The organism is Enterobacter sp. 3U4, from assembly GCF_057224565.1.
Window position 1 is genome coordinate 2,650,313 of sequence record NZ_CP136665.1, and the last position, 25,251, is coordinate 2,675,563.

At 54.5% G+C, this 25,251-nt stretch carries 20 protein-coding genes and 7 tRNA genes; 22 read left to right on the forward strand and 5 right to left on the reverse strand.

Annotation, left to right across the window (positions count from 1 at the left end):
* Positions 1-111: 111 nt before the first annotated feature.
* The 4 genes from chiQ to nagE form a co-directional block, all read right to left on the reverse strand.
* A complete protein-coding gene (gene chiQ, locus RVY89_RS12665; RefSeq protein ID WP_032661388.1) occupies positions 112-438 on the reverse strand; it encodes a ChiQ/YbfN family lipoprotein in 327 nt (108 codons plus the stop codon).
* Between the two features lie 47 nt (positions 439-485).
* Complete coding sequence (gene chiP / locus RVY89_RS12670; RefSeq protein WP_371898893.1) at positions 486-1,883, reverse strand: chitoporin ChiP; 1,398 nt, start codon at positions 1,881-1,883, stop codon at positions 486-488.
* A gap of 446 nt (positions 1,884-2,329) precedes the next feature.
* The gene (gene glnS, locus RVY89_RS12675) at positions 2,330-3,997 is read right to left on the reverse strand and encodes a glutamine--tRNA ligase (protein ID WP_484825507.1); all 1,668 of its coding nucleotides are present in this window, start codon (positions 3,995-3,997) and stop codon (positions 2,330-2,332) included.
* Positions 3,998-4,166: 169 nt separating this feature from the next.
* A complete protein-coding gene (nagE, locus tag RVY89_RS12680; protein WP_213821296.1) occupies positions 4,167-6,188 on the reverse strand; it encodes an N-acetylglucosamine-specific PTS transporter subunit IIBC in 2,022 nt (673 codons plus the stop codon).
* Positions 6,189-6,516: 328 nt separating this feature from the next.
* Here nagE and nagB point away from each other — a divergent pair, with 328 nt between their 5' ends.
* From nagB to RVY89_RS12740, 12 genes are all read left to right on the forward strand, one after another.
* Positions 6,517-7,317 carry a glucosamine-6-phosphate deaminase gene (nagB, locus tag RVY89_RS12685; RefSeq protein WP_023310765.1) on the forward strand — a complete coding sequence of 267 codons (801 nt, stop codon included), beginning with the start codon at positions 6,517-6,519 and terminating at the stop codon, positions 7,315-7,317.
* 55 nt (positions 7,318-7,372) lie between these two features.
* Complete coding sequence (gene nagA / locus RVY89_RS12690) at positions 7,373-8,521, forward strand: N-acetylglucosamine-6-phosphate deacetylase (protein ID WP_484825508.1); 1,149 nt, start codon at positions 7,373-7,375, stop codon at positions 8,519-8,521.
* Between the two features lie 8 nt (positions 8,522-8,529).
* Positions 8,530-9,750, forward strand: coding sequence for a DNA-binding transcriptional regulator NagC (nagC, locus tag RVY89_RS12695; protein ID WP_021242995.1), 1,221 nt, complete (start codon positions 8,530-8,532; stop codon positions 9,748-9,750).
* Between the two features lie 45 nt (positions 9,751-9,795).
* Positions 9,796-10,548: a ribonucleotide monophosphatase NagD gene (gene nagD, locus RVY89_RS12700; protein WP_023310763.1), complete on the forward strand. Its 753-nt coding sequence runs from the start codon at positions 9,796-9,798 to the stop codon at positions 10,546-10,548.
* A 249-nt stretch (positions 10,549-10,797) separates the two neighbouring features.
* Positions 10,798-12,462, forward strand: a complete 1,665-nt coding sequence (gene asnB, locus RVY89_RS12705) for an asparagine synthase B (RefSeq protein WP_484825509.1) — start codon at positions 10,798-10,800, stop codon at positions 12,460-12,462.
* A gap of 226 nt (positions 12,463-12,688) precedes the next feature.
* Positions 12,689-12,765: transfer RNA gene (locus tag RVY89_RS12710), tRNA-Met, on the forward strand.
* An 8-nt stretch (positions 12,766-12,773) separates the two neighbouring features.
* Positions 12,774-12,858, forward strand: a tRNA-Leu gene (locus RVY89_RS12715).
* Positions 12,859-12,881: 23 nt separating this feature from the next.
* Positions 12,882-12,956: transfer RNA gene (locus RVY89_RS12720), tRNA-Gln, on the forward strand.
* Positions 12,957-12,988: 32 nt separating this feature from the next.
* Positions 12,989-13,063 (forward strand) — tRNA-Gln (locus tag RVY89_RS12725).
* Positions 13,064-13,080: 17 nt separating this feature from the next.
* Positions 13,081-13,157 (forward strand) — tRNA-Met (locus RVY89_RS12730).
* Positions 13,158-13,199: 42 nt separating this feature from the next.
* Positions 13,200-13,274 (forward strand) — tRNA-Gln (locus tag RVY89_RS12735).
* A gap of 36 nt (positions 13,275-13,310) precedes the next feature.
* Positions 13,311-13,385: transfer RNA gene (locus RVY89_RS12740), tRNA-Gln, on the forward strand.
* A gap of 119 nt (positions 13,386-13,504) precedes the next feature.
* Here RVY89_RS12740 and ubiF read toward each other — a convergent pair.
* Positions 13,505-14,680 carry a 3-demethoxyubiquinol 3-hydroxylase gene (gene ubiF, locus RVY89_RS12745; RefSeq protein ID WP_484825510.1) on the reverse strand — a complete coding sequence of 392 codons (1,176 nt, stop codon included), beginning with the start codon at positions 14,678-14,680 and terminating at the stop codon, positions 13,505-13,507.
* A gap of 135 nt (positions 14,681-14,815) precedes the next feature.
* On the opposite strand from ubiF, the gene miaB reads away from it, so the two are divergent.
* The 10 genes from miaB (at position 14,816) to rihA (ending at position 25,043) form a co-directional block, all read left to right on the forward strand.
* Positions 14,816-16,240, forward strand: coding sequence for a tRNA (N6-isopentenyl adenosine(37)-C2)-methylthiotransferase MiaB (miaB, locus tag RVY89_RS12750; RefSeq protein ID WP_484825511.1), 1,425 nt, complete (start codon positions 14,816-14,818; stop codon positions 16,238-16,240).
* A 163-nt stretch (positions 16,241-16,403) separates the two neighbouring features.
* Positions 16,404-17,450: a PhoH family protein gene (locus RVY89_RS12755; RefSeq protein ID WP_008501053.1), complete on the forward strand. Its 1,047-nt coding sequence runs from the start codon at positions 16,404-16,406 to the stop codon at positions 17,448-17,450.
* On the forward strand, positions 17,447-17,914 hold the full coding sequence (gene ybeY, locus RVY89_RS12760; protein ID WP_008501052.1) for an rRNA maturation RNase YbeY: 468 nt from the start codon (positions 17,447-17,449) through the stop codon (positions 17,912-17,914). Before RVY89_RS12755 ends, ybeY begins: the two co-directional genes overlap by 4 nt.
* A gap of 89 nt (positions 17,915-18,003) precedes the next feature.
* The gene (gene corC, locus RVY89_RS12765; protein ID WP_021242574.1) at positions 18,004-18,882 is read left to right on the forward strand and encodes a CNNM family magnesium/cobalt transport protein CorC; all 879 of its coding nucleotides are present in this window, start codon (positions 18,004-18,006) and stop codon (positions 18,880-18,882) included.
* Positions 18,883-18,887: 5 nt separating this feature from the next.
* Positions 18,888-20,426 carry an apolipoprotein N-acyltransferase gene (gene lnt, locus RVY89_RS12770; protein ID WP_484825512.1) on the forward strand — a complete coding sequence of 513 codons (1,539 nt, stop codon included), beginning with the start codon at positions 18,888-18,890 and terminating at the stop codon, positions 20,424-20,426.
* Between the two features lie 354 nt (positions 20,427-20,780).
* Positions 20,781-21,686, forward strand: a complete 906-nt coding sequence (locus tag RVY89_RS12775) for an amino acid ABC transporter substrate-binding protein (protein WP_023334902.1) — start codon at positions 20,781-20,783, stop codon at positions 21,684-21,686.
* A 155-nt stretch (positions 21,687-21,841) separates the two neighbouring features.
* Positions 21,842-22,582, forward strand: a complete 741-nt coding sequence (gltJ, locus tag RVY89_RS12780) for a glutamate/aspartate ABC transporter permease GltJ (protein ID WP_008501048.1) — start codon at positions 21,842-21,844, stop codon at positions 22,580-22,582.
* Complete coding sequence (gene gltK / locus RVY89_RS12785; RefSeq protein ID WP_014883002.1) at positions 22,582-23,256, forward strand: glutamate/aspartate ABC transporter permease GltK; 675 nt, start codon at positions 22,582-22,584, stop codon at positions 23,254-23,256. Before gltJ ends, gltK begins: the two co-directional genes overlap by 1 nt.
* Positions 23,256-23,981 carry an amino acid ABC transporter ATP-binding protein gene (locus RVY89_RS12790; protein WP_014883001.1) on the forward strand — a complete coding sequence of 242 codons (726 nt, stop codon included), beginning with the start codon at positions 23,256-23,258 and terminating at the stop codon, positions 23,979-23,981. Before gltK ends, RVY89_RS12790 begins: the two co-directional genes overlap by 1 nt.
* A gap of 120 nt (positions 23,982-24,101) precedes the next feature.
* Positions 24,102-25,043 carry a pyrimidine-specific ribonucleoside hydrolase RihA gene (gene rihA, locus RVY89_RS12795; RefSeq protein WP_484825513.1) on the forward strand — a complete coding sequence of 314 codons (942 nt, stop codon included), beginning with the start codon at positions 24,102-24,104 and terminating at the stop codon, positions 25,041-25,043.
* Positions 25,044-25,251 lie beyond the last annotated feature (208 nt).

Below are 25,251 nucleotides of genomic sequence, written 5' to 3' on the forward strand. Positions count from 1 at the left end.
GGTTGGCTTTTTTTTGCCTGTAAAAAGTCCGGTGGCGCTGCGCTTACCGAGCCTACGGGCTATGACACCTTTGTAGGACCGGTAAGCGCAGCACCACCGGGCGTAAAGCACTTATTTATTGTTATTGCGTATCTCGTTCCAGATCTTATCGCAACGCTTCGCCACTTCCTGATCGTTACCGGTTTTACGTGCCTGAATGCAGGCCTGGTAATCCATCACGCGGACGTTCTCCTGCGTCGCGAACTGCTCGTGTGCTTTCTCTTTCTTCAACACGTTCAGCACGCTCTGACAGGCTTCAATCTTCTCCGGCGATCCTTCCGCAGTATTAATGCAGGCGCTATACGCCTCCTTCAGACGGGTGTCCTCTTTCGGTGCCTGTGTCTGAGCGCACGCCACCAGCCCTGATGCCAGCAACGCGACGATTACGATTTTTTTCATCATGTACAGTCTCCATACCGGCGGGACTCAGCCCGCCGGTGCGTTCATCAGAAGATAGTGAATGGGGCGATAACCATGAATTTCACGTCACGTTCATCCTGGAAGATGTTGCCGTAACCGCCCGCGTAGCTCGGGATATCGGAGTGGTTGTCGTACTGGGTGAAATGCAGTTTGAACATCGTGCCTTTCGCGCGGCCATCCTGCAGGGTATAGATAGCATCCAGGCTGTAGGAAGACTCTTTCAGGCGATAGTTTGGATCGTAGTAAGCATCCGGTGTTGCCATGTCGGCAGGTTTTGCATCCCAGGCGTAAGCGTAAGAAGCGCCCACCGCCCAGCCAGGCAGGTTCCAGTTTTTCAGGTCGTACATTGCGCCGAAGAAGACCGCTTTCTCGCCGTCTGCGTTGAAGTCTGAGCGGTTATCCCACCAGATATCAAGACGACCGTTGGAGGAAGCGTAGGTCGGGGTCATACGCTGCAGGAAGTAGCCCTGCTGCCCTTCTGCTTTCACCCATGTGCCTTCCAGACGCAAATCAACCTGACCAACCTTGTAGCCAAAGGTGAGCGCCTGCAGCCAGGCGGTACCGTCGTAGATGTCGTTAACGCCACCGTTACTGACTTTATCGCGCGTACCGTAGAACTGGTAGCTGGTACTCAGCGGGCTACCCGCGACATCAAACTTATAGCTGGCCTTAGCAAAGTACTGATCGATATAACCTTGCGCCTGGCCAAATGCCGCTTCGAGAACCAGATCGTTTTTGAAGTCGTATTTCGCACCCAGAGAGTGGAGGTAATCGACTTTGGTTTTCTTATCGTTCTGGTAGAACTTGTCCATTTCAATGTGCCACGGTGCTTTGTACTCGTTGGTCCACATATAGGAGAAGCTCAGCGCACCCGCATCGCCGTAGTCAAAGTTAGCTCCCGCTTCCGCCCCCTGATAGGTACCCGGCATAAAGCTCCAGTGCGGTGCTAACAGGGTCTGGCCAGTTGGCTGAATATAACCGCCGCGCGCCCATACCGGACCGTATTTAAATTTCGCTGCGGCTTTGTAAAGGCTGATACCGCTCTTATCGCCAGACCAGTCTTCTTTATATGCTTTGTTACTGGAGGAGAAGGCGATTTCGTTCGGGTGGCCGCTGTCGCCGTTTTCCGCCATTTCAATCGCGGTGAACGCAGCAATATCCAGACCGAACATATCCGCGGCGTAGCCTGACTGGAAGTCCAGGTTGGCGTTCCAGGTGGAGTGCGAGAGGTTGGTTTTGTATTTATCTTCAGTGACGTCTTTACGGTCACGCTCACGTTGCCAGTAATAAATACCGCCCGTGAGGGTAGAATCTTCGATGAAACCCGCGGCTTTTGCCTCTGGCGCAATCACAAGTCCCGACATTGCTGTCACACCGGCAATAGCCAGCGCCAGCGCACTACGTTTGCCACTGAACGTACGCATAGATTATTCCTCTTTGACGAATTAAAACGCCTGAAACGGCGTAAATAAAAAAGACCAAATGGTCAGGGGTAGTTTTAAATACCCTCGAATTAACTACCGTCTTTAGGTTATTTTTCGCGACGCGAATTATCAATGCTTTTCAGCGGGCAAAAGTCAGGATTATGACGAAGTGCACATAATTGGTAGTGCTTTGTAACATTTACAGGAAGGCGAGGAATGACGGGGAATTATCAGTTATTTCAGTGGGTAGACGCGGTATTTCTTTCCTTTTTTGTAACCTTTTTGATTTTCGCTATCACACAAACTTTTTTTTAAAAAATAAGTAGCACCTCATTGACCTGTTATTTTCATGACGCCTCTTTAGGCCCGGGCTTAATATCCTGATCGTTAAATAAAAAAACGCCGCATAATGCGGCGTTTGTCTCTCATTGACCAGAACAGCAAAATTATTCGCCGATCTTTGTCCAGGTATCACGCAGACCCACGGTACGGTTAAATACCGGTTTTTCCGCGGTGCTGTAACGGCTGTCCAGGCAGAAGTAACCTTCACGTTCAAACTGGAACGCTTTGCCCGCTTCAGCGGCTTTCAGAGAAGGCTCCGCATAACCCTGCTTAATCACCAGCGATTCCGGGTTGATGGTTGCCAGGAAGTCTTCCGCCGCACCCGGGTTAGGCACGCTGAACAGACGATCGTACAGACGAATTTCTACCGGCAGCGCGTGGGAAGCGCTCACCCAGTGAATAACGCCCTTCACTTTACGGCCGTCAGCAGGATCTTTGCTCAGGGTCTCTGCATCGTAAGAACAGAAGATGGTGGCGATATTCCCTTCCGCATCTTTTTCGACGCGCTCGGCTTTGATGACGTAAGCATTACGCAGACGCACTTCTTTGCCCAGCACCAGACGCTTGTACTGCTTGTTGGCTTCTTCGCGGAAGTCAGCGCGGTCAATCCAAATCTCGCCGCTGAACGGCACGTCACGACTTCCCATTTCCGGTTTGTTCGGATGGTTAGGCATGGAGACCAGCTCGCTCTCGCCCTGCGGATAGTTTTCGATCACCAGCTTCACCGGATCGATAACGGCCATCGCGCGCGGGGCGTTTTCGTTGAGATCTTCGCGAATGCAGGATTCCAGAGAGGCCATCTCGATGGTGTTGTCCTGCTTGGTCACGCCGATACGTTTGCAGAACTCACGAATAGAGGCGGCGGTGTAGCCACGACGACGCAGGCCAGAAATGGTCGGCATACGCGGGTCATCCCAGCCCTCAACGTGCTTGTCGGTCACCAGCAGGTTCAGCTTACGCTTGGACATCACGGTGTATTCCAGATTCAGACGAGAGAACTCGTACTGGCGCGGATGTACCGGAATGGTGATGTTATCCAGCACCCAGTCGTACAGACGACGGTTGTCCTGGAACTCCAGCGTACACAGGGAGTGCGTAATGCCTTCCAGCGCATCGCTGATGCAGTGGGTGAAATCGTACATCGGGTAGATGCACCACTTGTTACCGGTCTGGTGGTGTTCTGCGAATTTGATGCGGTACAGCACCGGATCGCGCATCACGATGAACGGAGACGCCATGTCAATTTTGGCACGCAGGCACGCTTTGCCTTCTTCGAAACCACCGGCACGCATTTTTTCAAACAGCGCCAGGTTCTCTTCCACGCTGCGATCGCGGAACGGGCTGTTTTTGCCCGGCGCGGTCAGCGTACCGCGATATTCACGGATTTCGTCAGCAGACAGTTCATCAACATACGCCAGCCCCTTGTTGATCAGTTCAACCGCGTAGGCGTACAGCTGATCGAAATAGTCAGAGGAGTAGCAGATATCGCCAGACCAGTTGAAGCCCAGCCATTGCACGTCATTCTTGATGGACTCAACGTATTCGATGTCTTCTTTTACTGGGTTGGTGTCATCGAAACGCAGGTTGCACTGTCCCTGGTAGTCTTGTGCAATGCCAAAGTTCAGGCAGATGGACTTCGCATGCCCGATATGCAGGTAGCCGTTCGGCTCCGGCGGGAAACGGGTATGAATTGTGGTGTGCTTACCACTGGCCAGATCTTCATCGATGATCTGACGAATAAAGTTACTCGGGCGGGCTTCTGCCTCACTCATCGTGGATTCCTCAAAGCGTAAACAACGTATAGCGGCATATGATCTTATAAGCCGGACGTAGTGACAACCCTTAAAACGTCTCTGAAGAAAATAATGGGGGCTTTTGCTGCAAAAAAAAGCGGCGGAGGATATCCCCCGCCGCTTAAGGCATGACTCTACTCAGGAGCGATTACTTGCCTTTAATCTCATACAGCGGCGTTTGACCCGCAACAACCTGACCTTTGGCCTGAATGACCAGGCCGCTAAAGTCGTCGATGTTGCTGCAAACGACCGGACTAATCATGGAGCGCGCGTTGGCGTTCAGGAAGTCCAGATCCATTTCCAGAATCGGCTGCCCAGCCACCACTTCAGCGCCCTCTTCCACCAGACGAGTAAAGCCCTGGCCGTTCAGCGCAACGGTATCGATACCCATGTGGACAACGATCTCCGCGCCATTTTCGGTTTCGAGGCAGAACGCGTGGTTAGTGTTGAAGATTTTCACGATAGTACCGGCCGCCGGAGACACAACGGTTTTTTCCGTTGGTTTCACCGCCACACCGTCACCTACCGCTTTGCTGGCGAAGGCTTCGTCAGGCACCTGCTCAATCGCAACGACTTCACCGGTTACCGGTGAAACCAGCGCGGCTACCGTTTTGGCGTTGGGTACCGCCTGCGGTTTTGCAGCCGCTGGCGCGGCGGCAGGTGCGGCAGAAGCTTCTGCTGCGGCTACCGGACCGGTGGTTTTCATGGCGTTAGCAATTTTCTCTGCCACGAAGCCAACGATAATCTGCACGCTGGTTTTGTTCAGGCGGATAACACCGGAAGCACCCAGACGTTTGGCCAGCGCTTCGTTCACCAGGGAGGAGTCTTTAACGTTCAGACGCAGGCGAGTGATACAGGCGTCGATGCCGGTCAGGTTGTCAGAACCGCCGACAGCGGCGATGTACTGACGCGCCAGACCTGATACGTCCTGATCCTGAGCACCGCTCACGTTCATATCCTGACCATCCGCTTCGCTACCGGCCACAGCCAGCTCACGACCCGGCGTCATCAGGTTGAATTTGGTGATAGTGAAACGGAACACCACGTAGTAGATCGCGAAGAACACCAGGCCTTGCGGGATCAGCATCCACCAGTGTGTCGCCAGCGGGTTACGGGACGACAGCACCATATCCACCAGACCGGCGCTGAAGCCAAAACCGGCAATCCACTGCATGCTGGCAGCGATGAACACGGAGATACCGGTCAGCACGGCGTGGATCACATACAGAACCGGCGCCACGAACATGAAGGAGAATTCCAGCGGCTCGGTGATACCGGTGAAGAAGGCCGCGAACGCTCCCGCCATCATGATACCCAGCACTTTCGCTTTATTCTCTGGACGCGCGCAGTGGTAGATAGCCAGCGCAGCACCCGGCAGACCAAACATCATGATTGGGAAGAAGCCAGCCTGGTAACGACCGGTGATACCGACAACCGCTTTACCTGCTTCGATGGACTGTGCGCCACCCAGGAAGTTAGGAATATCGTTAATACCAGCAACGTCGAACCAGAACACGGAGTTCAGCGCGTGGTGCAGACCGACCGGGATCAGCAGACGGTTGAAGAACGCGTACACGCCCGCACCGACAGAACCCAGTTTCTGGATGTGCTCACCGAAGTTCACCAGACCGTCGAAGATCATCGGCCAGACGTACATCATGATGAATGCGACAACGATCATCACAAACGAGGTCAGGATGGGGACCAGGCGGCGACCGCTAAAGAAGGAGAGCGCTTTTGGCAGCTCTACGCTGCTGAAGCGGTTATACAGTTCAGCGGAGATGATACCCACAAGGATACCGACAAACTGGTTGCTGATCTTACCGAATGCCGCCGGAACCTGGTCCGCCGGAATTTTTTGGATCATGGCCACCGCTGCAGGCGAGCAGAGGGTGGTTAACACGAGGAAACCGACAAAACCGGTCAGCGCAGCGGCACCGTCTTTGTCTTTGGACATACCGTAAGCCACACCAATCGCGAACAACACGGACATGTTGTCGATAATGGCGGAACCTGACTTGATAAAGAACGCCGCCAGCGCGCTGGTATTACCCCAGCCGTTGGGGTCGATCCAGTAGCCGACACCCATCAGGATGGCTGCGGCAGGCAGCGTGGCGACCGGCACCATCAGTGCGCGACCAACCTTTTGTAAATAACCTAGAATACTCACTTTCTTCCCCCTATGAGACCCCGTTTAAGGCATGTTCTCAGCTCTGTTTTTTATTGTGTCACGAACGATAGATACCGTTGATGCTTCACTGGCATTGTGAGTGTGTGAAAAATTAATTCGTATCGCAAATTAAACGCGTACTTTTTGTGATTTTTGTCACCAAATATCGTTATTCACCCTCCCTTATACTGGCTAACAGCGAAAACTTATTTTATCATTCAAAAAATCAAGACGGATTGATCCGGCCTGAAAGTTTCCAGGTTACGCTTAAGTATCAGGTTCCGATAGCCATCCGCCCACTCTTCTACTTTAACTCTTGAGGTGAACAATGAGACTGATTCCCCTGGCAACTGCTGAACAAGTCGGTAAATGGGCCGCTCGCCATATCGTTAATCGTATTAACGCGTTTAAACCGACCGCCGATCGTCCTTTCGTTCTTGGACTTCCGACAGGCGGCACGCCGCTGACCGCCTATAAGGCGCTGGTTGAGATGCATAAAGCAGGCCAGGTTAGCTTCAAGCATGTTGTAACCTTCAATATGGATGAATACGTTGGCTTACCGAAAGACCACCCGGAAAGCTACCATAGCTTTATGCACCGCAATTTCTTTGATCACGTTGATATTCCATCTGAAAATATTAACCTGCTGAATGGAAACGCGCCTGATATTGACGCAGAATGCCGTCAGTATGAAGAAAAAATCCGTTCTTACGGTAAGATCCACCTGTTCATGGGCGGTGTAGGTAATGATGGTCACATCGCGTTTAACGAACCGGCGTCATCTCTGGCTTCCCGCACCCGTATTAAAACGCTGACCCATGACACGCGCGTGGCAAACTCCCGCTTCTTTGACGGCGACGTTAACCAGGTTCCAAAATACGCCCTGACCGTAGGCGTAGGCACCCTGCTGGATGCCGAAGAAGTGATGATTCTGGTGCTGGGCGGCGTGAAAGCGCAAGCGCTTCAGGCTGCCGTTGAAGGCAACGTTAACCATATGTGGACCATCAGCTGCCTGCAGCTGCATCCTAAATCAGTCATCGTCTGCGACGAACCGTCCACGATGGAGCTGAAGGTTAAAACGCTGAAATACTTCAACGAGTTAGAAGCCGAGAACATCAAAGGTCTGTAATTGAATAACCGCCTCTTCATCAAGAGGCGGCCGCTTTTTTTAACCGGGGGTCGTTATGTACGCTTTAACCCACGGTCGGATTTATACCGGCCATGAAATTCTGGATGACCATGCGATTGTTATCGCTGATGGCCTGATTGAACGTGTTTGCCCGCTGGCAGAACTGCCGCCGGAGATTGAACAGCGCTCACTCAATGGAGCAGTAATCTCCCCCGGTTTCATCGACGTACAGCTCAACGGCTGCGGCGGTGTGCAATTCAATGACACTGCGGATGCGGTGACGGTCGAAACGCTGGAGATCATGCAGAAAGCCAACGAGAAATCGGGTTGCACCAGCTATCTGCCAACGCTCATCACCAGCAGTGATGAACTCATGAAGCAGGGTATCCGCGTGATGCGCGAATACCTGGCCAAACACTCTAATCAGGCGCTGGGCCTGCACCTTGAAGGGCCATGGTTGAATATGGTCAAGAAAGGAACGCATAACCCGGATTACGTGCGTAAACCTGATGCGGAGCTGGTTGACTACATGTGTGCGAACGCCGATGTGATCACCAAAGTGACGCTGGCCCCTGAAATGACGGGTGCGGATGTCATCAGCAAACTGGCTGGTGCCGGGATTATCGTTTCAGCAGGCCACTCAAACGCGACGCTGAAAGAAGCGAAAGCCGGTTTCCGCGCGGGCATTACCTTCGCAACGCACCTTTACAACGCCATGCCGTATATCACAGGCCGTGAACCGGGTCTGGTCGGGGCGATTCTGGATGAGCCAGACGTCTACTGCGGCATTATTGCTGACGGCTTGCATGTCGATTACACCAACATTCGCAACGCTAAGCGGCTGAAAGGTGACAAGCTTTGTCTGGTGACGGATGCCACCGCACCGGCAGGTGCAAATATTGAGCAGTTCATTTTTGCCGGTAAAACAATATACTACCGCAATGGACTGTGTGTGGATGAAAACGGCACGCTGAGCGGTTCCTCTTTGACCATGATTGAAGGGGTGCGTAACCTGGTTGAACATTGCGGGATTGCGCTTGATGAAGTCCTGCGTATGGCAACCCTTTATCCGGCTCGCGCAATGGGCGTGGATAAACAGCTCGGCGGAATTGCACCAGGTATGGTTGCAAACCTGACGGCATTCACACACGATTATAAAATTATTAAGACCATCGTTAATGGTAACGAGGTCGTCACTGAGTAAGTAAAAGTATGACACCTGGCGGACAAGCTCAAATCGGTAATGTCGATCTCGTTAAACAACTTAACAGTGCGGCGGTGTACCGCCTGATTGACCAGCACGGACCAATCTCGCGAATTCAGATAGCCGAACAAAGCCAGCTTGCTCCCGCCAGCGTGACAAAAATTACCCGTCAGCTCATTGAGCGCGGTCTCATTAAAGAAGTCGATCAGCAGGCCTCCACCGGGGGCCGCCGCGCCATCTCCATTATCACCGAAACCCGAAATTTTCAGGCCATTGGCGTCCGTCTGGGCCGTCATGACACTACGCTCACGCTGTACGATCTGAGCAGTAAAGCCATTGCGGAAGAGCACTACCCTCTTCCGGAGCGCACCCAGGAGACGCTGGAGCATGCGCTGCTCAATACCATCGCGCAGTTTATTGAAAGCTGTCAGCGCAAGATCCGCGAACTCATCGCCATCTCCGTGATTCTGCCCGGTCTGGTCGACCCGGAAAGCGGCGTGATCCGCTATATGCCGCACATTCAGGTTGAAAACTGGGGGCTGGTCGACGCGCTGGAAAAGCGTTTTAAAGTGACCTGCTTTGTGGGCCACGACATTCGCTCGCTGGCGCTGGCAGAGCACTACTTTGGTGCGAGCCAGGACTGCGAAGACTCTATTCTGGTGCGCGTTCACCGCGGAACGGGCGCGGGTATTATCTCTAACGGCCGTATTTTTATTGGTCGCAACGGTAACGTCGGCGAGATCGGCCACATTCAGGTTGAACCCCTCGGGGAGCGCTGCCACTGCGGCAACTTCGGTTGTCTTGAAACCATTGCCGCCAACACGGCCATCGAGCAGCGCGTTCGCCATCTCCTTGAACAGGGTTACCAAAGCCGCGTCACGCTGGACGATTGCAAGATTGGAACCATCTGCAAAGCCGCCAATAAAGGCGATGCTCTGGCCTGCGAAGTGATCGAGCAGGTGGGGCGCCACCTGGGTAAAACCATCGCCATCGCTATTAACCTGTTTAACCCACAAAAAGTGGTGATTGCCGGTGAAATTGTGGAAGCGGAAAAGGTGCTGCTCCCCGCGATTGAAGGCTGTATTAACACCCAGGCGCTGAAAGCATTCCGCCAGAATCTTCCGGTGGTTCGTTCAAAGCTTGACCATCGCTCGGCGATTGGCGCGTTCGCGCTGGTCAAACGCGCCATGCTCAACGGAATTCTGCTGCAGCATTTGCTGGAAAGTTGATCGGACCTTATAGTAACGCCTTCTTTTTTTGATGTCGGACTGTCCATGACCATTAAGAATGTAATTTGTGATATCGACGGCGTGCTGATGCACGACAACGTTGCCGTGCCGGGTGCTGCGGAGTTTCTTCACCGCATCATCGACAAAGGAATGCCTCTGGTTCTTCTCACGAACTACCCTTCTCAGACCGGTCAGGATCTGGCAAACCGCTTTGCCACGGCGGGTGTCGACGTCCCGGACAGCGTGTTTTATACCTCGGCGATGGCTACGGCGGATTTTCTGAAGCGTCAGGAAGGAAAAAAAGCCTACGTGGTAGGTGAAGGTGCGCTCATCCATGAGCTGTATAAAGCAGGCTTTACCATCACTGATGTAAACCCTGACTTTGTGATCGTCGGCGAAACGCGCTCCTTTAACTGGGAGATGATGCATAAAGCTGCATATTTTGTCGCCAGCGGCGCGCGCTTTATCGCTACCAACCCGGATACGCACGGCCGTGGCTTTTATCCGGCCTGCGGTGCGCTCTGCGCCGGTATCGAAAAAATCTCTGGTCGTCAGCCGTTTGTGGTCGGTAAACCGAGCCCGTGGATCATTCGTGCCGCGCTTAACAAGATGCAGGCTCACTCTGAAGAAACGGTTATTGTCGGCGACAACCTGCGTACCGACATTCTGGCCGGTTTCCAGGCGGGCCTGGAGACGATTCTGGTCCTCTCCGGCGTCTCTCAACTTGATGACATTGATTCGATGCCGTTCCGTCCAAGCTGGATTTACCCCTCCGTCGATGAAATTGACATCATCTGATACCGAACCACGCCTCAGGGCGTGGTTTTTCATTTATGGCCTGCACAAACAAAACCTCATCTAACAAAAAGCGCGTTTTATTGCATAATCATCAATAAAAGAATTCATGGCGTACTCTTTTTTCACTATTCCGCAATCACTATTGCACTATTTCCGTTTTCACCTGTAAAACGCTTGCGCGCCCTGCCCCTTTGCGGCATTTTCATAAGCAAGCAACATTACAAAGCAACAGGGTTAACGGAGAAGGTTATGTGTTCAATTTTTGGCGTACTGGATATTAAAACTGACGCGGGCGAACTGCGTAAAAAGGCACTCGAACTGTCCCGCCTGATGCGCCATCGCGGACCGGACTGGTCAGGCGTTTACGCCAGTGACAAAGCGATTCTGGCTCACGAACGTTTGTCTATTGTTGACGTCAACGCCGGTGCACAGCCGCTGTATAACGAGAAAAAAACGCACGCGCTGGCTGTCAACGGTGAGATCTACAACCATCAGGCGCTGCGCGCCGAATACGGTGACCGCTACGCCTTCCAGACCGGTTCTGACTGTGAAGTGATCCTGGCGCTGTATCAGGAGAAAGGTCCCGAGTTCCTGGACGACCTGCAGGGCATGTTCGCCTTCGCGCTGTACGACAGCGAAAAAGACGCCTATCTGATTGGCCGTGACCATATCGGCATTATCCCGCTGTACATGGGCCACGATGAGCACGGCAACTTCTACGTTGCCTCTGAAATGAAAGCCCTGGTACCAGTCTGCCGCACTATTAAAGAGTTCCCGGCGGGTAGCTATCTGTGGAGCAAAGACGGCGAGATCCGCTCCTATTACCAGCGTGACTGGTTCGATTTCGACGCGGTAAAAGACAACGTCACGGACAAAGCCGAGCTGCGTCAGGCGCTGGAAGATTCCGTGAAAAGCCACCTGATGTCCGACGTGCCTTACGGCGTGCTGCTCTCCGGCGGTCTGGACTCCTCCGTGATCTCCGCGATCACCAAGAAATTCGCGGCCCGTCGCGTGGAAGATCAGGAGCGCTCAGAAGCCTGGTGGCCACAGCTGCACTCCTTTGCCGTGGGCCTGGAAGGCGCACCGGATCTGAAAGCCGCGCAGGAAGTGGCAAACCACCTCGGCACCGTGCACCACGAGATCCATTTCACCGTGCAGGAAGGACTGGATGCCATCCGCGATGTGATCTATCACATCGAAACCTATGACGTAACGACCATCCGCGCTTCAACCCCGATGTACCTGATGTCGCGTAAGATCAAGGCGATGGGCATTAAGATGGTGCTCTCCGGTGAAGGTTCTGACGAAGTGTTTGGTGGCTACCTGTACTTCCACAAAGCGCCAAACGCCAAAGAGCTGCACGAAGAGACCGTGCGAAAACTCCAGGCGCTGCATATGTTTGACTGCGCGCGCGCCAACAAAGCGATGTCCGCGTGGGGTGTCGAAGCGCGCGTGCCGTTCCTGGATAAGAAATTCCTCGACGTGGCGATGCGCATCAACCCGCAGGACAAGATGTGCGGCAACGGCAAAATGGAAAAACATATTCTGCGCGAATGTTTTGAATCCTACCTGCCGGCGAGCGTGGCGTGGCGTCAGAAAGAGCAGTTCTCCGATGGCGTAGGCTACAGCTGGATCGACACCCTGAAAGAGGTGGCGGCGAAACAGGTTTCTGACCAACAGCTTGAAACCGCAAGCTTCCGCTTCCCGTACAACACGCCGGGATCGAAAGAGGCCTATCTGTACCGTGAAATCTTTGAAGAATTGTTCCCGGTACCGAGCGCTGCGGAGTGCGTACCGGGTGGCCCGTCCGTCGCCTGCTCCTCTGCCAAAGCGATTGAATGGGATGAATCTTTCAAATCCATGAACGATCCATCAGGACGCGCGGTAGGCGTTCACCAGTCAGCCTACAAATAATCACTCAGATCGCAATCGGGCCCCTCAGGGGCCTGATTTTTTTGCCTCGCATTTCACCGTCTAAATCTGATTAATAACCAATAATTGCCGAATATTCGGTCACGCTGTTCGCAACCTAACCAAACAGTCACATTCCGGCTATTTTCGTTGAAAAAGGTGTTGACGCTGCAAGGGTCTATACGCATAATGCGCCCCGCAACGCCGATAAGGTAACGCGAAAAAAGATGGCTACGTAGCTCAGTTGGTTAGAGCACATCACTCATAATGATGGGGTCACAGGTTCGAATCCCGTCGTAGCCACCATCTTTTTTGCGGGAGTGGCGAAATTGGTAGACGCACCAGATTTAGGTTCTGGCGCCGCAAGGTGTGCGAGTTCAAGTCTCGCCTCCCGCACCATTCCCGGGTAAGCGTTGCACGGATGGGGTATCGCCAAGCGGTAAGGCACCGGTTTTTGATACCGGCATTCCCTGGTTCGAATCCAGGTACCCCAGCCATATTTCTTCGATTTTGCGGTTCTCCGCGGTATTGGGGTATCGCCAAGCGGTAAGGCACCGGTTTTTGATACCGGCATTCCCTGGTTCGAATCCAGGTACCCCAGCCATCGAAGATTGCAGTACTGGCTACGTAGCTCAGTTGGTTAGAGCACATCACTCATAATGATGGGGTCACAGGTTCGAATCCCGTCGTAGCCACCAAATTTAGATTATCGATGTTGTTCGGTAATGAAAAAAAATTGTTGGGGTATCGCCAAGCGGTAAGGCACCGGATTCTGATTCCGGCATTCCGAGGTTCGAATCCTCGTACCCCAGCCAATTTAAAAAGTCGTTAGGCAGTTTGTTTAACGCAATTGGGGTGTAGCCAAGCGGTAAGGCTCTGGTTTCTGATACCAGCATTCCGGGGTTCGAATCCCTGCACCCCAGCCACTTAGTAACAAAAAAGCCCGCTCTGCGGGCTTTTTTGTTTTTGTACAGAATTGTGCGGCCTGATTCCCCCTCACCCTAACCCTCTCCCCAAAGGGGCGAGGGAAAAGTCGGAGCAAAGATTAAAGTCCGAGGGCGTACTTCAGGGCCTGACGCTTCAGGCCACCGGCGCGTTCCGCTGCCATCAGGCCTATGTTACGCAGAATGCGCACCGGGGCTAAGTCATTGCTGAACCCGGCATAGAACAGATCCATCCCCGACTGCATGATGAAATTGTCCGCCATGCGTCGCGTCTGGTAACGCTTCAGGATCTGATGGCTGGCCCAGTTTTCCGCGTGCCCGCGGGCGCTGCCCAGCACATCCAGTAACGCATCGACATCACGATACCCCAGGTTGACACCCTGCCCGGCCAGCGGATGAATGGTATGTGCCGCATCGCCCACCAGCGCCAGCCCTTCACGGGCATACTGCAAAGCGTGACGTCGCGTGAGGGGAAACGCCCCGGCAGCGACCGGCGTAACGTTGCCCAGACGGCTCGGGAAGTGCAGGCGGATTTCCCGCTGCAATTGTTCCATTGAAAGCCCCTGCAGCTGGCGAATACGCGCCGGTTTGTCGTACCAGACCAGCGACGCCCAGTTATCGAAGAGCGGTAAAAAGGCATGCGGGCCGTTCGGCGTGAAGTGCTGCCAGGTGCTATCTCCCGGCGCATTCTCGTTCTCGACGGTAATCAGCATGCAGGACTGCTCATACTGCCAGGCATGAACCCCGATACCCGCCATCTCTCTGACCTGCGAGTTAGCGCCGTCTGCCCCAACGACCAGCTTCACGACCAGTTCATCGCCGCTGTCGAGCGTCAGTACATAACCGCTCTCGTGAGGATGCAGCGCCTTAAGCGACGCCGGAACACGCAGCGTCACCTTCGGATGCGTCTCCAGCGCCTGCCAGAGTGCCAGCTGAAGCACGTTGTTTTCCACCATATAACCCAGGCGCGGCAGCTTCAGCTCAGCAGCATCAAACGCGACGTGGGCATTTTCCCACTCCCAGGTTTCAAGACGGCTGTAAGGATGGGCGCGCATCGCCAGCACCGCCTCCCAGACGCCCAGCCCGCGCAGCAGATCGACGGACGCCGCGCTGATAGCGGAAATGCGCACATCCGGTTTGCTGGCGGGATCGAAGGCCGGCGGAGCAGCCCGTTCAATTACCGTTACCTCGAATCCCTGCTGCGCCAGCCCCAGCGCCAGCGCGCCGCCGACCATACCGCCGCCGACAACGGCAACTTCGGTGTGTAGGAGTGTCATGGTCAATTTTCCTTATTGGAGAATCCCTTAAGTTTACCGGATTTTTTCGGTCCTGAGACACATAACCTTCATACTGGTCACAACCCCACCAAAGCATTACAATACGCGGCTTGCAATCCTGAGCTGAGCAAGTCGATGACTAAAAAACTCCATATAAAAACCTGGGGCTGTCAGATGAACGAATACGATTCATCCAAGATGGCCGATCTGCTGGATTCAACCCACGGATACCAGCTGACAGAAAATGTGAAAGAAGCGGACGTGCTGCTGCTGAACACCTGTTCGATTCGTGAAAAAGCGCAGGAAAAAGTCTTTCACGTCTTAGGCCGCTGGAAGCTTCTCAAGCGAAAAAATCCGGACCTGATCATCGGGGTGGGTGGCTGCGTCGCGTCGCAGGAAGGCAAGCTGATCCGCCAGAGAGCTCCGTATGTGGACATTGTCTTTGGCCCTCAGACCCTGCACCGCCTGCCGGAGATGATTAATCAGGTTCGCGGCAACCGTAGCCCGGTCGTTGACGTCAGCTTCCCGGAAATCGAAAAGTTTGACCGTCTGCCAGAGCCGCGCGCCGATGGCCCGACCGCATTCGTCTCTATCATGGAAGGCTGCAACAAATACTGCACTTACTGCGTGGTGCCTTACACCCATGGTGAAGAAGTCAGCCGTCCGGCAGACGATATTCTGTTTGAAATAGCGCAGCTTGCCGCACAGGGCGTTCGCGAAGTGAACCTGCTGGGCCAAAACGTTAACGCCTGGCGCGGGGAAAACTACGACGGCACCACAGGCAGCTTTGCCGAGCTGCTGCGTCTGGTGGCCGCGATTGACGGTATCGACCGCATTCGATTTACCACCAGCCATCCGATGGAGTTTACCGACGACATCATTGACGTGTACCGCGATACGCCAGAGCTGGTGAGCTTCCTGCACCTGCCGATTCAGTGTGGCTCTGACCGCGTGCTGAACCTGATGGGCCGCCCGCATACGGTGCTGGAGTACAAGTCCACCATTCGCAAGCTGCGTGAAGCGCGTCCGGATATCCAGATTAGCTCTGACTTTATCGTCGGCTTCCCTGGCGAAACAGCTGATGACTTCGAGCGCACCATGAAGCTCATCGGTGAAGTGAATTTTGACGTTAGCTACAGCTTCATCTTCTCTGCGCGTCCTGGAACACCGGCGGCCGATATGGTTGACGATGTGCCGGAAGAAGAGAAAAAGCAGCGTCTGTATATTCTGCAGGAACGTATCAACCAGCAGGCCAACGCGTGGAGCCGTCGTATGCTCGGCACCGTTCAGCGCATTCTGGTGGAAGGCACTTCCCGCAAGAGCATCATGGAACTCTCTGGCCGTACCGAGAACAACCGCGTGGTGAACTTTGAAGGCACCCCGGATATGATCGGTAAATTCGTGGACGTCGAGATTGTCGAAGTGCTGACCAACTCGTTGCGCGCGAAGCTGGTACGCACCGAAGACGAAATGGGCCTACGTATTGCCGAGTCACCGGAATCCGTGATCTCTCGTACCCGTAAAGAAAACGATTCTGGCGTGGGGATTTACCAGCCATAATCCTTCTGGCCTGCCCTTCCGGCAGGCCTTGTATTTCCTCTCATCGTCCCCAATATCTTCCGCAACGCTTGCGCCTTTATTCTGTGGCGTGAATAATTTCGGTAATGACCGTTTTATTACGCCGTGTGGCAGCGGGTCAGTTAACTAATCAAAGAGGAACAGTTTGAACATAGATACGCGTGAAATTAGCCTTGAGCCAGCAGACAACGCTCGCCTGCTGAGCCTGTGCGGGCCGTTTGATGACAACATCAAACAACTGGAGCGACGTCTGGGTATCGAAATCAATCGTCGCGATAATCATTTCAAACTTACCGGACGCCCTATCTGCGTCAACGCTGCTGCGGACATTCTGCGTAGCCTGTATGTCGATACCTCCCCCATGCGCGGCGAAATTCAGGATATCGAACCGGAACAAATTCACCTCGCCATTAAAGAGGCGCGCGTGCTTGAGCAAAGCGCGGAAAGCGTTCCGGACTATGGCAAGGCGATTAACATTAAGACCAAGCGTGGCGTCATCAAGCCGCGCACGCCAAACCAGGCGCAGTACATCGCCAATATTCTCGACCACGACATCACCTTCGGCGTGGGACCGGCGGGTACGGGTAAAACCTATCTGGCGGTTGCCGCGGCGGTCGATGCACTGGAACGCCAGGAGATCCGTCGCATCCTGCTGACCCGCCCTGCCGTCGAAGCGGGTGAAAAACTGGGCTTCCTGCCTGGCGATCTGAGCCAGAAGGTCGACCCGTACCTGCGCCCTTTATACGATGCGCTGTTCGAAATGCTGGGCTTTGAGAAGGTTGAGAAGCTGATTGAGCGTAACGTTATCGAAGTGGCCCCGCTCGCCTATATGCGCGGTCGAACGCTGAACGATGCGTTCATCATTCTCGATGAGAGCCAGAACACCACCATTGAACAGATGAAGATGTTCCTGACGCGTATCGGCTTTAACTCGAAAGCGGTCATCACCGGTGACGTCACCCAGATCGACCTGCCGCGCAGCACCAAATCAGGCCTGCGCCACGCCATTGAGGTGCTGGCCGAGGTCGACGAAATCAGCTTTAACTTCTTCCACAGTGAAGACGTGGTACGCCACCCGGTGGTCGCGCGTATCGTTAACGCCTATGAAGCCTGGGAAGAGGCGGATCAAAAGCGTAAGGCCGAACTGGCCGCAGAACGTAAGCGCGAAGCGCAGGAGCAAGAACAGAAATGAGTCAGGTGATCCTCGATTTACAGCTGGCCTGTGAAGACAATTCCGGCATGCCAGATGAGGCACAGTTTCAGAAATGGCTGGATGCCGTTATTCCTCAGTTTCAGGAAGAATCGGAAGTTACGATTCGTCTGGTGGATGAAGCGGAAAGCCATGAGCTTAACCTGACCTATCGCGGTAAAGATAAGCCGACCAACGTGCTCTCTTTCCCGTTCGAAGCGCCTCCGGGCATTGAGATGCCGCTGCTGGGCGATCTGATCATCTGCCGTCAGGTTGTTGAGCAGGAAGCTAAAGAGCAGCAAAAACCGCTTGAGGCCCACTGGGCGCATATGGTGGTACACGGCAGCCTGCACCTGCTGGGCTACGATCATATTGAAGATGACGAAGCGGAAGAGATGGAGTCCCTCGAGACAGAGATAATGCTTGCTCTGGGCTATGAGGATCCGTACATTGCCGAGAAAGAATAGTCCGTCACCTGACTGACTCACCTGCCGCCACGAAAGGACATCGCGTGGCGGTAAACGTTGAACTAACAAGAGAACCCTTAACAAACGCCATGAGCGACGACAATTCACACAGTAGCGACACGACAACCAGTAAAAAGGGATTTTTCTCCCTCATTCTGAACCAGCTTTTCCACGGCGAACCCAAAAACCGTGATGAACTGCTGGAGCTGATTCGTGATTCCGGGCAGAACGACCTTATCGACGAAGATACGCGCGAAATGCTCGAAGGGGTTATGGACATCGCCGACCAGCGCGTTCGCGATATCATGATCCCCCGCTCGCAGATGATCACCCTGAAACGTAACCAGACCCTGGACGAGTGCCTCGATGTGATCATCGAATCTGCCCACTCGCGTTTCCCGGTCATCAGCGAAGACAAAGATCACATCGAAGGGATTTTGATGGCGAAAGATCTGCTGCCGTTTATGCGCAGCGATGCCGAAGCCTTCAGCATGGAAAAAGTGTTACGCCAGGCCGTGGTTGTGCCGGAAAGTAAACGTGTGGATCGGATGCTGAAAGAGTTTCGCTCTCAGCGTTACCACATGGCGATTGTTATTGATGAATTTGGTGGCGTCTCCGGTCTGGTCACGATCGAGGATATCCTTGAGCTGATCGTGGGCGAAATCGAAGACGAGTACGACGAAGAAGAGGATATCGACTTCCGTCAGCTCAGCCGCCACACCTGGACCGTGCGCGCGCTGGCCTCCATCGAGGACTTCAACGACGCCTTCGGGACCCACTTCAGCGATGAAGAGGTCGATACCATTGGCGGGCTGGTGATGCAGGCCTTTGGCCACCTCCCGGCGCGCGGTGAGACCGTTGACATCGACGGTTACCAGTTCAAAGTAGCCATGGCCGACAGCCGACGTATTATACAGGTTCACGTCAGAACGCCGGACGACTCACCGGTGCCAAAACTGGAAGATTAATGTAAATGGCATTTGCCCCATTGCTTGAACGCCAGCGCGTCCGTTTGCTGCTGGCGCTGTTACTCGGAGCCAGCGGTACGCTGGCTTTTTCTCCTTACGATATCTGGCCTGCGGCCATTCTCTCCCTGATGGGGCTTCAGGGTCTGACCCTGAACCGTCGTCCGGTGCAGGCTGCAGCTATCGGCTACTTCTGGGGACTGGGGCTGTTTGGCTCAGGTATTAACTGGGTCTACGTCAGCATCGCCCAGTTTGGCGGTATGCCGGGCCCGGTTAACGTCTTCCTGGTGGTACTGCTCGCCGCGTATCTCTCGCTTTATACCGGCCTGTTCGCCGGCATCCTTTCTCGCCTGTGGCCCAAAACCACCTGGCTGCGCGTCGCCATTGCCGCACCGGTGGTCTGGCAGATCACGGAATTCCTGCGCGGCTGGGTGCTGACCGGCTTCCCATGGCTGCAGTTCGGCTACAGTCAGATTGACGGCCCGCTCAAAGGCCTGGCGCCGGTCATGGGCGTTGAGGCCATTAATTTCCTGCTGATGGTGGTCAGCGGCCTGCTGGTCCTGGCTCTGGTCACGCGCGGCTGGAAGCCGCTGGTTGTGGCGCTGGTGCTGTTCGCTCTTCCCTTCCCGCTGCGCTATATCCAGTGGTTCACGCCTGAGCCCGCGCGCGCTATGCAGGTTTCCATGGTGCAGGGGAATATCCCGCAGTCCATGAAGTGGGACGAGAAAGAGCTGCTGAATACGCTGAAGATCTACGCCAACGCCACCGAAGAGGTGATGGGTAAATCACAGCTGATTATCTGGCCGGAGTCTGCCATTCCCGATCTGGAGATCAACCAGCAGCCGTTCCTCAACATGATGAACGACCTGCTTGTGGCGCGCGGCAGCACGCTGATCACCGGGATTGTCGATGCGCGTCTGAATCAGCAGAACCGCTACGACACCTACAACACCATCATTACGCTCGGCAAAGACAGCGAATACAGCTACCACTCCACTGACCGGTACAACAAGAACCACCTGGTGCCGTTTGGTGAATTTGTGCCGCTGGAGTCGATTCTTCGCCCGCTGGCCCCGTTCTTCGATCTGCCGATGTCCTCCTTCAGCCGCGGACCATACGTACAGCCTCAGCTGCACGCGCACGGCCTGGCACTGACGGCGGCCATATGCTACGAAATCATCCTTGGCGAGCAGGTGCGCGATAATTTCCGCCCGGATACGGACTATCTGCTGACCATCTCCAACGATGCCTGGTTTGGTAAATCAATCGGCCCGTGGCAGCACTTCCAGATGGCACGCATGCGCTCCCTGGAGCTGGCGCGTCCGCTGCTGCGCAGCACCAACAACGGCATCACCGCCGTGATTGGTCCGCAGGGTGAAATCCAGGCGATGATCCCGCAGTTTACCCGAGAGGTGCTGACCGCTAACGTCACGCCAACCACGGGGCTGACGCCATACGCACGCACCGGCAACTGGCCGCTGTGGATCCTGACCGCGCTGTTCGGCTTTGGCGCTGTGCTGATGAGCCTGCGCCAGCGTCGTAAATAACCTTCCCTTCTGTTGCCGGGTAAGCCGTAGCCGCCACCCGGCAATTCCCTCAAGACTCCAATTCTGGCACGCCTATTGCTTTGTTTATTCAGGTAAACGCAGTTTGGCTTAACGTGCAACTTTGTCGCACCAGCGTAGATCATCAGTAGCACCGAAACGGTGCAACGGGAGATATTTGCCTCTGATTGGTGCGGCGCGCTTCGCAAAAATAAACAATAACGCAGCAAAATCTTTACATTAAGCCAGACTAAATGTTAACAAGCTTGCATAACACTGCACTCGCATTGCGCGAGATATAACAACATCACAATGGGTATCAATGCGTCTCTGGCGCTGATAAAAAAGGAGTTGGGTATGCAATTACGTAAACTGGCCACAGCAATGCTGGTTATGGGAATGTCTGCTGGCGTGGTTCACGCTGAAGATGCGCCTGCAGCAGGCAGCACTCTCGACAAGATTGCCAAAAACGGCGTTATCGTGGTCGGCCACCGTGAATCTTCTGTCCCGTTCTCTTACTACGACAACACGCAAAAAGTCGTGGGCTATTCACAGGATTACTCCAACGCCATCGTTGAAGCCGTGAAGAAAAAGCTGAACAAACCTGACCTGCAGGTGAAGTTGATCCCAATCACTTCACAGAACCGTATTCCACTGCTGCAAAACGGCACCTTTGATTTCGAGTGTGGCTCCACCACCAACAACCTCGAGCGTCAGAAGCAGGCTGCCTTCTCTGACACCATCTTTGTTGTAGGCACCCGCCTGCTGACGAAGAAAGGCGGTGAGATTAAAGACTTCGCTGACCTGAAAGGCAAAGCAGTCGTTGTCACCTCCGGTACCACGTCTGAAGTGCTGCTGCACAAGCTGAACGACGAGAAGAAAATGGATATGCGCATCATCAGCGCGAAAGACCATGGCGACTCCTTCCGTACCCTGGAAAGCGGTCGTGCCGTCGCGTTTATGATGGACGACGCCCTGCTGGCGGGCGAGCGTGCTAAAGCGAAGAAACCAGACAACTGGGATATCGTCGGTACCGCGCAGTCCAAAGAAGCCTACGGCTGTATGCTGCGTAAAGACGATCCGCAGTTCAAAAAGCTGATCGATGACACCATCGCTCAGGTGCAGACCTCCGGCGAAGCGGAAAAATGGTTCGACAAATGGTTCAAGAACCCGATTCCACCAAAAAACCTGAACATGAATTTTGAACTGTCTGAAGACATGAAAGCGCTGTTCAAATCTCCAAATGACAAGGCTCTTAACTAATTAGAACAACAGGGGCGGGATCTCCTGCCCTCTCGATTGTCGGGAAGCATGGACAGACTATACGCTGAGTGGTCGTTCCCCACTCAGCGCGAAAAATGAGCTTCTCACCAATCTTCGAGGGTAGTGCTGCTACCCTTTTTTTTCTGGAGTTTATTATGTCAATCGACTGGAACTGGGGCATATTTCTGCAACAAGCCCCGTTCGGCAACACCACCTATCTTGGCTGGCTATGGAGCGGCTTTCAGGTCACCGTGGCATTATCGATAACGGCGTGGATCATCGCGTTTCTTGTCGGTTCTTTGTTCGGTATTCTGCGCACCGTCCCTAACCGTTTTCTTTCAACACTCGGCACCCTGTATGTGGAACTGTTCCGTAACGTTCCGCTGATCGTGCAATTCTTTACCTGGTATCTGGTTATCCCGGAACTGCTGCCGGAAAATATTGGCATGTGGTTCAAGTCGGAACTGGATCCGAACGTGCAGTTCTTTGTCTCCTCCATGATGTGTCTGGGGCTGTTTACCGCTGCGCGCGTTTGCGAGCAGGTGCGTGCCGCCATTCAGTCATTGCCGCGCGGACAAAAAAACGCGGGCCTGGCGATGGGCCTGACGCTGCCCCAAACCTACCGCTACGTGCTGCTGCCTAACGCCTACCGCGTCATCGTTCCACCGATGACCTCAGAGATGATGAACCTGGTGAAAAACTCGGCCATCGCCTCGACTATCGGCCTGGTCGATATGGCTGCGCAGGCAGGCAAGCTGCTGGATTACTCCGCCCACGCGTGGGAATCCTTCACCGCGATCACGCTCGCCTATGTTCTGATTAACGCTTTCATCATGCTTGTGATGAACCTGGTTGAACGCAAAATTCGCCTGCCGGGCAACATGGGGGGCAAATAATGTACGAATTTGACTGGAGTTCTATCGTTCCATCCATGCCTTACCTGCTTGATGGCCTGGTGATTACCTTAAAAATCACCGTTATCGCCATCATCATTGGTATCGTCTGGGGGACCCTGCTGGCCGTCATGCGCCTGTCGAGCTTTAAGCCGCTCGCCTGGTTTGCGACCGCCTACGTTAACGTGTTCCGTTCCATTCCGCTGGTAATGGTGCTGCTGTGGTTTTACCTGATTGTGCCCGGCTTCCTGCAAAACGTGCTGGGCCTGTCGCCGAAGACTGATATCCGCCTGATCTCGGCGATGGTGGCGTTCTCGATGTTTGAGGCCGCTTACTACTCGGAGATTATCCGCGCGGGCATTCAGAGCATCTCTCGCGGACAGTCCAGCGCCGCGCTGGCGCTGGGGATGACGCACTGGCAGTCCATGCAGCTCATTATTCTGCCGCAGGCGTTTCGCGCCATGGTTCCGCTCCTGCTGACCCAGGGTATCGTGCTGTTCCAGGATACCTCACTGGTCTACGTTCTGAGCCTGGCAGACTTCTTCCGTACCGCGTCAACCATCGGTGAGCGTGATGGTACGCAGGTTGAGATGGTGCTCTTTGCGGGTGCGGTCTATTTTGTGATTAGTTTAAGCGCGTCGCTGTTGGTCAGCTGGCTGAAGAAAAGGACGGTATAATGATTTCCCTGAAAAATGTTTCTAAATGGTATGGGCACTTTCAGGTGCTGACCGACTGCTCTACCGAAGTGAAAAAAGGCGACGTGGTGGTGGTGTGCGGGCCGTCCGGCTCCGGTAAATCAACGCTGATTAAAACCGTCAACGGGCTGGAGCCGGTGCAGCAGGGCGAGATCGTGGTCAACGGTACTAAAGTCAACGACAAGAAAACCAACCTCGCCCAGCTTCGCTCCCATGTTGGCATGGTGTTCCAGCATTTTGAACTGTTCCCTCACCTCTCCATTATTGAGAACCTGACGCTGGCGCAGGTAAAAGTGCTTAAGCGTGATAAAAAAGCGTCGCGCGAGAAAGGTCTGAAGCTCCTGGAACGCGTTGGGCTCTCTGCGCATGCCGACAAGTTCCCGGCACAGCTTTCCGGCGGCCAGCAGCAGCGTGTGGCGATCGCCCGCGCGCTGTGCATGGATCCGGTTGCCATGCTGTTTGATGAGCCAACGTCGGCGCTCGATCCGGAGATGATCAACGAAGTGCTGGACGTAATGGTCGAGCTGGCGCACGAAGGGATGACCATGATGGTGGTGACCCACGAAATGGGCTTCGCCCGTAAGGTGGCCAACCGCGTGATCTTTATGGACGAAGGGAAAATTGTCGAAGACTCGCCGAAAGAAGAGTTCTTCGCTAACCCGAAATCCGAGCGTGCGAAAGATTTCCTCGCGAAAATCCTGCACTAATCTTCCCGGTGCGCAATCTGCGGATTGCGCACTGCTTCACGCTTTCACTCACTTCCTCTCGTCGGCGTCACATTGAAGCGTTAACCTTGTCACAAAATAACGCTACGTATGGAGAACGCTATGGCACAGCCTATTATTCTCGATTGCGATCCGGGTCATGATGACGCGATCGCGCTCGTCCTCGCTCTTGCCTCCCCCGAACTCGACGTCAAAGCCGTCACCTCTTCCGCCGGTAACCAGACGCCGGATAAAACCCTGCGTAACGTTTTGCGCATGCTGACGCTGCTCAAACGCACCGATATACCTGTCGCCGGCGGGGCCGTGAAGCCGCTGATGCGAGAGCTGATTATTGCCGACAACGTTCATGGTGAAAGCGGGCTGGACGGTCCGGCGCTGCCGGAGCCGGGATTCACGCCGCAAAACTGTACCGCCGTGGAGCTGATGGCGAAGGTGCTGCGCGAGAGCGCGGAACCGGTCACGCTGGTGGCAACTGGTCCGCAAACCAACGTCGCGCTGCTGCTGAACAGCCACCCTGAACTGCACGGCAAAATAGCCCGTATCGTCATCATGGGCGGGGCCATGGGGCTGGGTAACTGGACGCCTGCGGCGGAGTTCAACATCTTTGTCGACCCCGAAGCCGCTGAGATTGTATTCCAGTCCGGCTTACCGATTGTGATGGCAGGGCTGGACGTGACCCATCGTGCGCAGATTATGGTGGACGATATTGAGCGTTTCCGCTCGGTGGGCAACCCGGTTGCGACAACCGTGGCCGAGCTGCTCGACTTCTTTATGGAGTATCACAAAGCCGAGAAATGGGGCTTCCACGGCGCGCCGCTGCACGATCCGTGCACGATAGCCTGGCTGTTAAAGCCTGAGATGTTTACGACGGTTGACCGCTGGGTTGGCGTGGAAACGCAGGGAAAATATACCCAGGGGATGACGGTGGTTGATTATTACTCGCTGACGGGGAATAAACCGAATACCACGGTGATGGTAGACATCGATCGGGAGGCGTTTGTGGATTTGCTGGCGGAGAGACTGGCTTACTATAGTGCGGCCTGATGCCCTCACCCCGGCCCTCTCCCACGGGGAGAGGGAGCACACACTAAAAACGGCAACATGGTTGCCGTTTTGCTTTTACCTTATGCGGCCTGATGCCCTCACCACGCCCCTCTACCACAGGGAGAGGGCGCACACACTAAAAACGGCAACATGGTTGCCGTTTTGCTTTTACCTTATGCGGCCTGTTGCCCTCACCCCGCCCCTCTCC

Excerpts from the sequence above, each read along its gene's own strand:
- chiP (WP_371898893.1), bottom strand. The coding sequence starts at position 1,883 with ATGCGTACGTTCAGTGGCAAACGTAGTGCGCTGGCGCTGGCTATTGCC.
- RVY89_RS12775 (WP_023334902.1), top strand. The coding sequence starts at position 20,781 with ATGCAATTACGTAAACTGGCCACAGCAATGCTGGTTATGGGAATGTCT.
- nagD (WP_023310763.1), top strand. The coding sequence starts at position 9,796 with ATGACCATTAAGAATGTAATTTGTGATATCGACGGCGTGCTGATGCAC.
- miaB (WP_484825511.1), top strand. The coding sequence starts at position 14,816 with ATGACTAAAAAACTCCATATAAAAACCTGGGGCTGTCAGATGAACGAA.
- ybeY (WP_008501052.1), top strand. The coding sequence starts at position 17,447 with ATGAGTCAGGTGATCCTCGATTTACAGCTGGCCTGTGAAGACAATTCC.
- asnB (WP_484825509.1), top strand. The coding sequence starts at position 10,798 with ATGTGTTCAATTTTTGGCGTACTGGATATTAAAACTGACGCGGGCGAA.
- nagC (WP_021242995.1), top strand. The coding sequence starts at position 8,530 with ATGACACCTGGCGGACAAGCTCAAATCGGTAATGTCGATCTCGTTAAA.
- rihA (WP_484825513.1), top strand. The coding sequence starts at position 24,102 with ATGGCACAGCCTATTATTCTCGATTGCGATCCGGGTCATGATGACGCG.
- chiQ (WP_032661388.1), bottom strand. The coding sequence starts at position 438 with ATGAAAAAAATCGTAATCGTCGCGTTGCTGGCATCAGGGCTGGTGGCG.
- nagA (WP_484825508.1), top strand. The coding sequence starts at position 7,373 with ATGTACGCTTTAACCCACGGTCGGATTTATACCGGCCATGAAATTCTG.
- lnt (WP_484825512.1), top strand. The coding sequence starts at position 18,888 with ATGGCATTTGCCCCATTGCTTGAACGCCAGCGCGTCCGTTTGCTGCTG.
- RVY89_RS12790 (WP_014883001.1), top strand. The coding sequence starts at position 23,256 with ATGATTTCCCTGAAAAATGTTTCTAAATGGTATGGGCACTTTCAGGTG.
- nagB (WP_023310765.1), top strand. The coding sequence starts at position 6,517 with ATGAGACTGATTCCCCTGGCAACTGCTGAACAAGTCGGTAAATGGGCC.
- corC (WP_021242574.1), top strand. The coding sequence starts at position 18,004 with ATGAGCGACGACAATTCACACAGTAGCGACACGACAACCAGTAAAAAG.
- gltK (WP_014883002.1), top strand. The coding sequence starts at position 22,582 with ATGTACGAATTTGACTGGAGTTCTATCGTTCCATCCATGCCTTACCTG.
- ubiF (WP_484825510.1), bottom strand. The coding sequence starts at position 14,680 with ATGACACTCCTACACACCGAAGTTGCCGTTGTCGGCGGCGGTATGGTC.
- glnS (WP_484825507.1), bottom strand. The coding sequence starts at position 3,997 with ATGAGTGAGGCAGAAGCCCGCCCGAGTAACTTTATTCGTCAGATCATC.
- gltJ (WP_008501048.1), top strand. The coding sequence starts at position 21,842 with ATGTCAATCGACTGGAACTGGGGCATATTTCTGCAACAAGCCCCGTTC.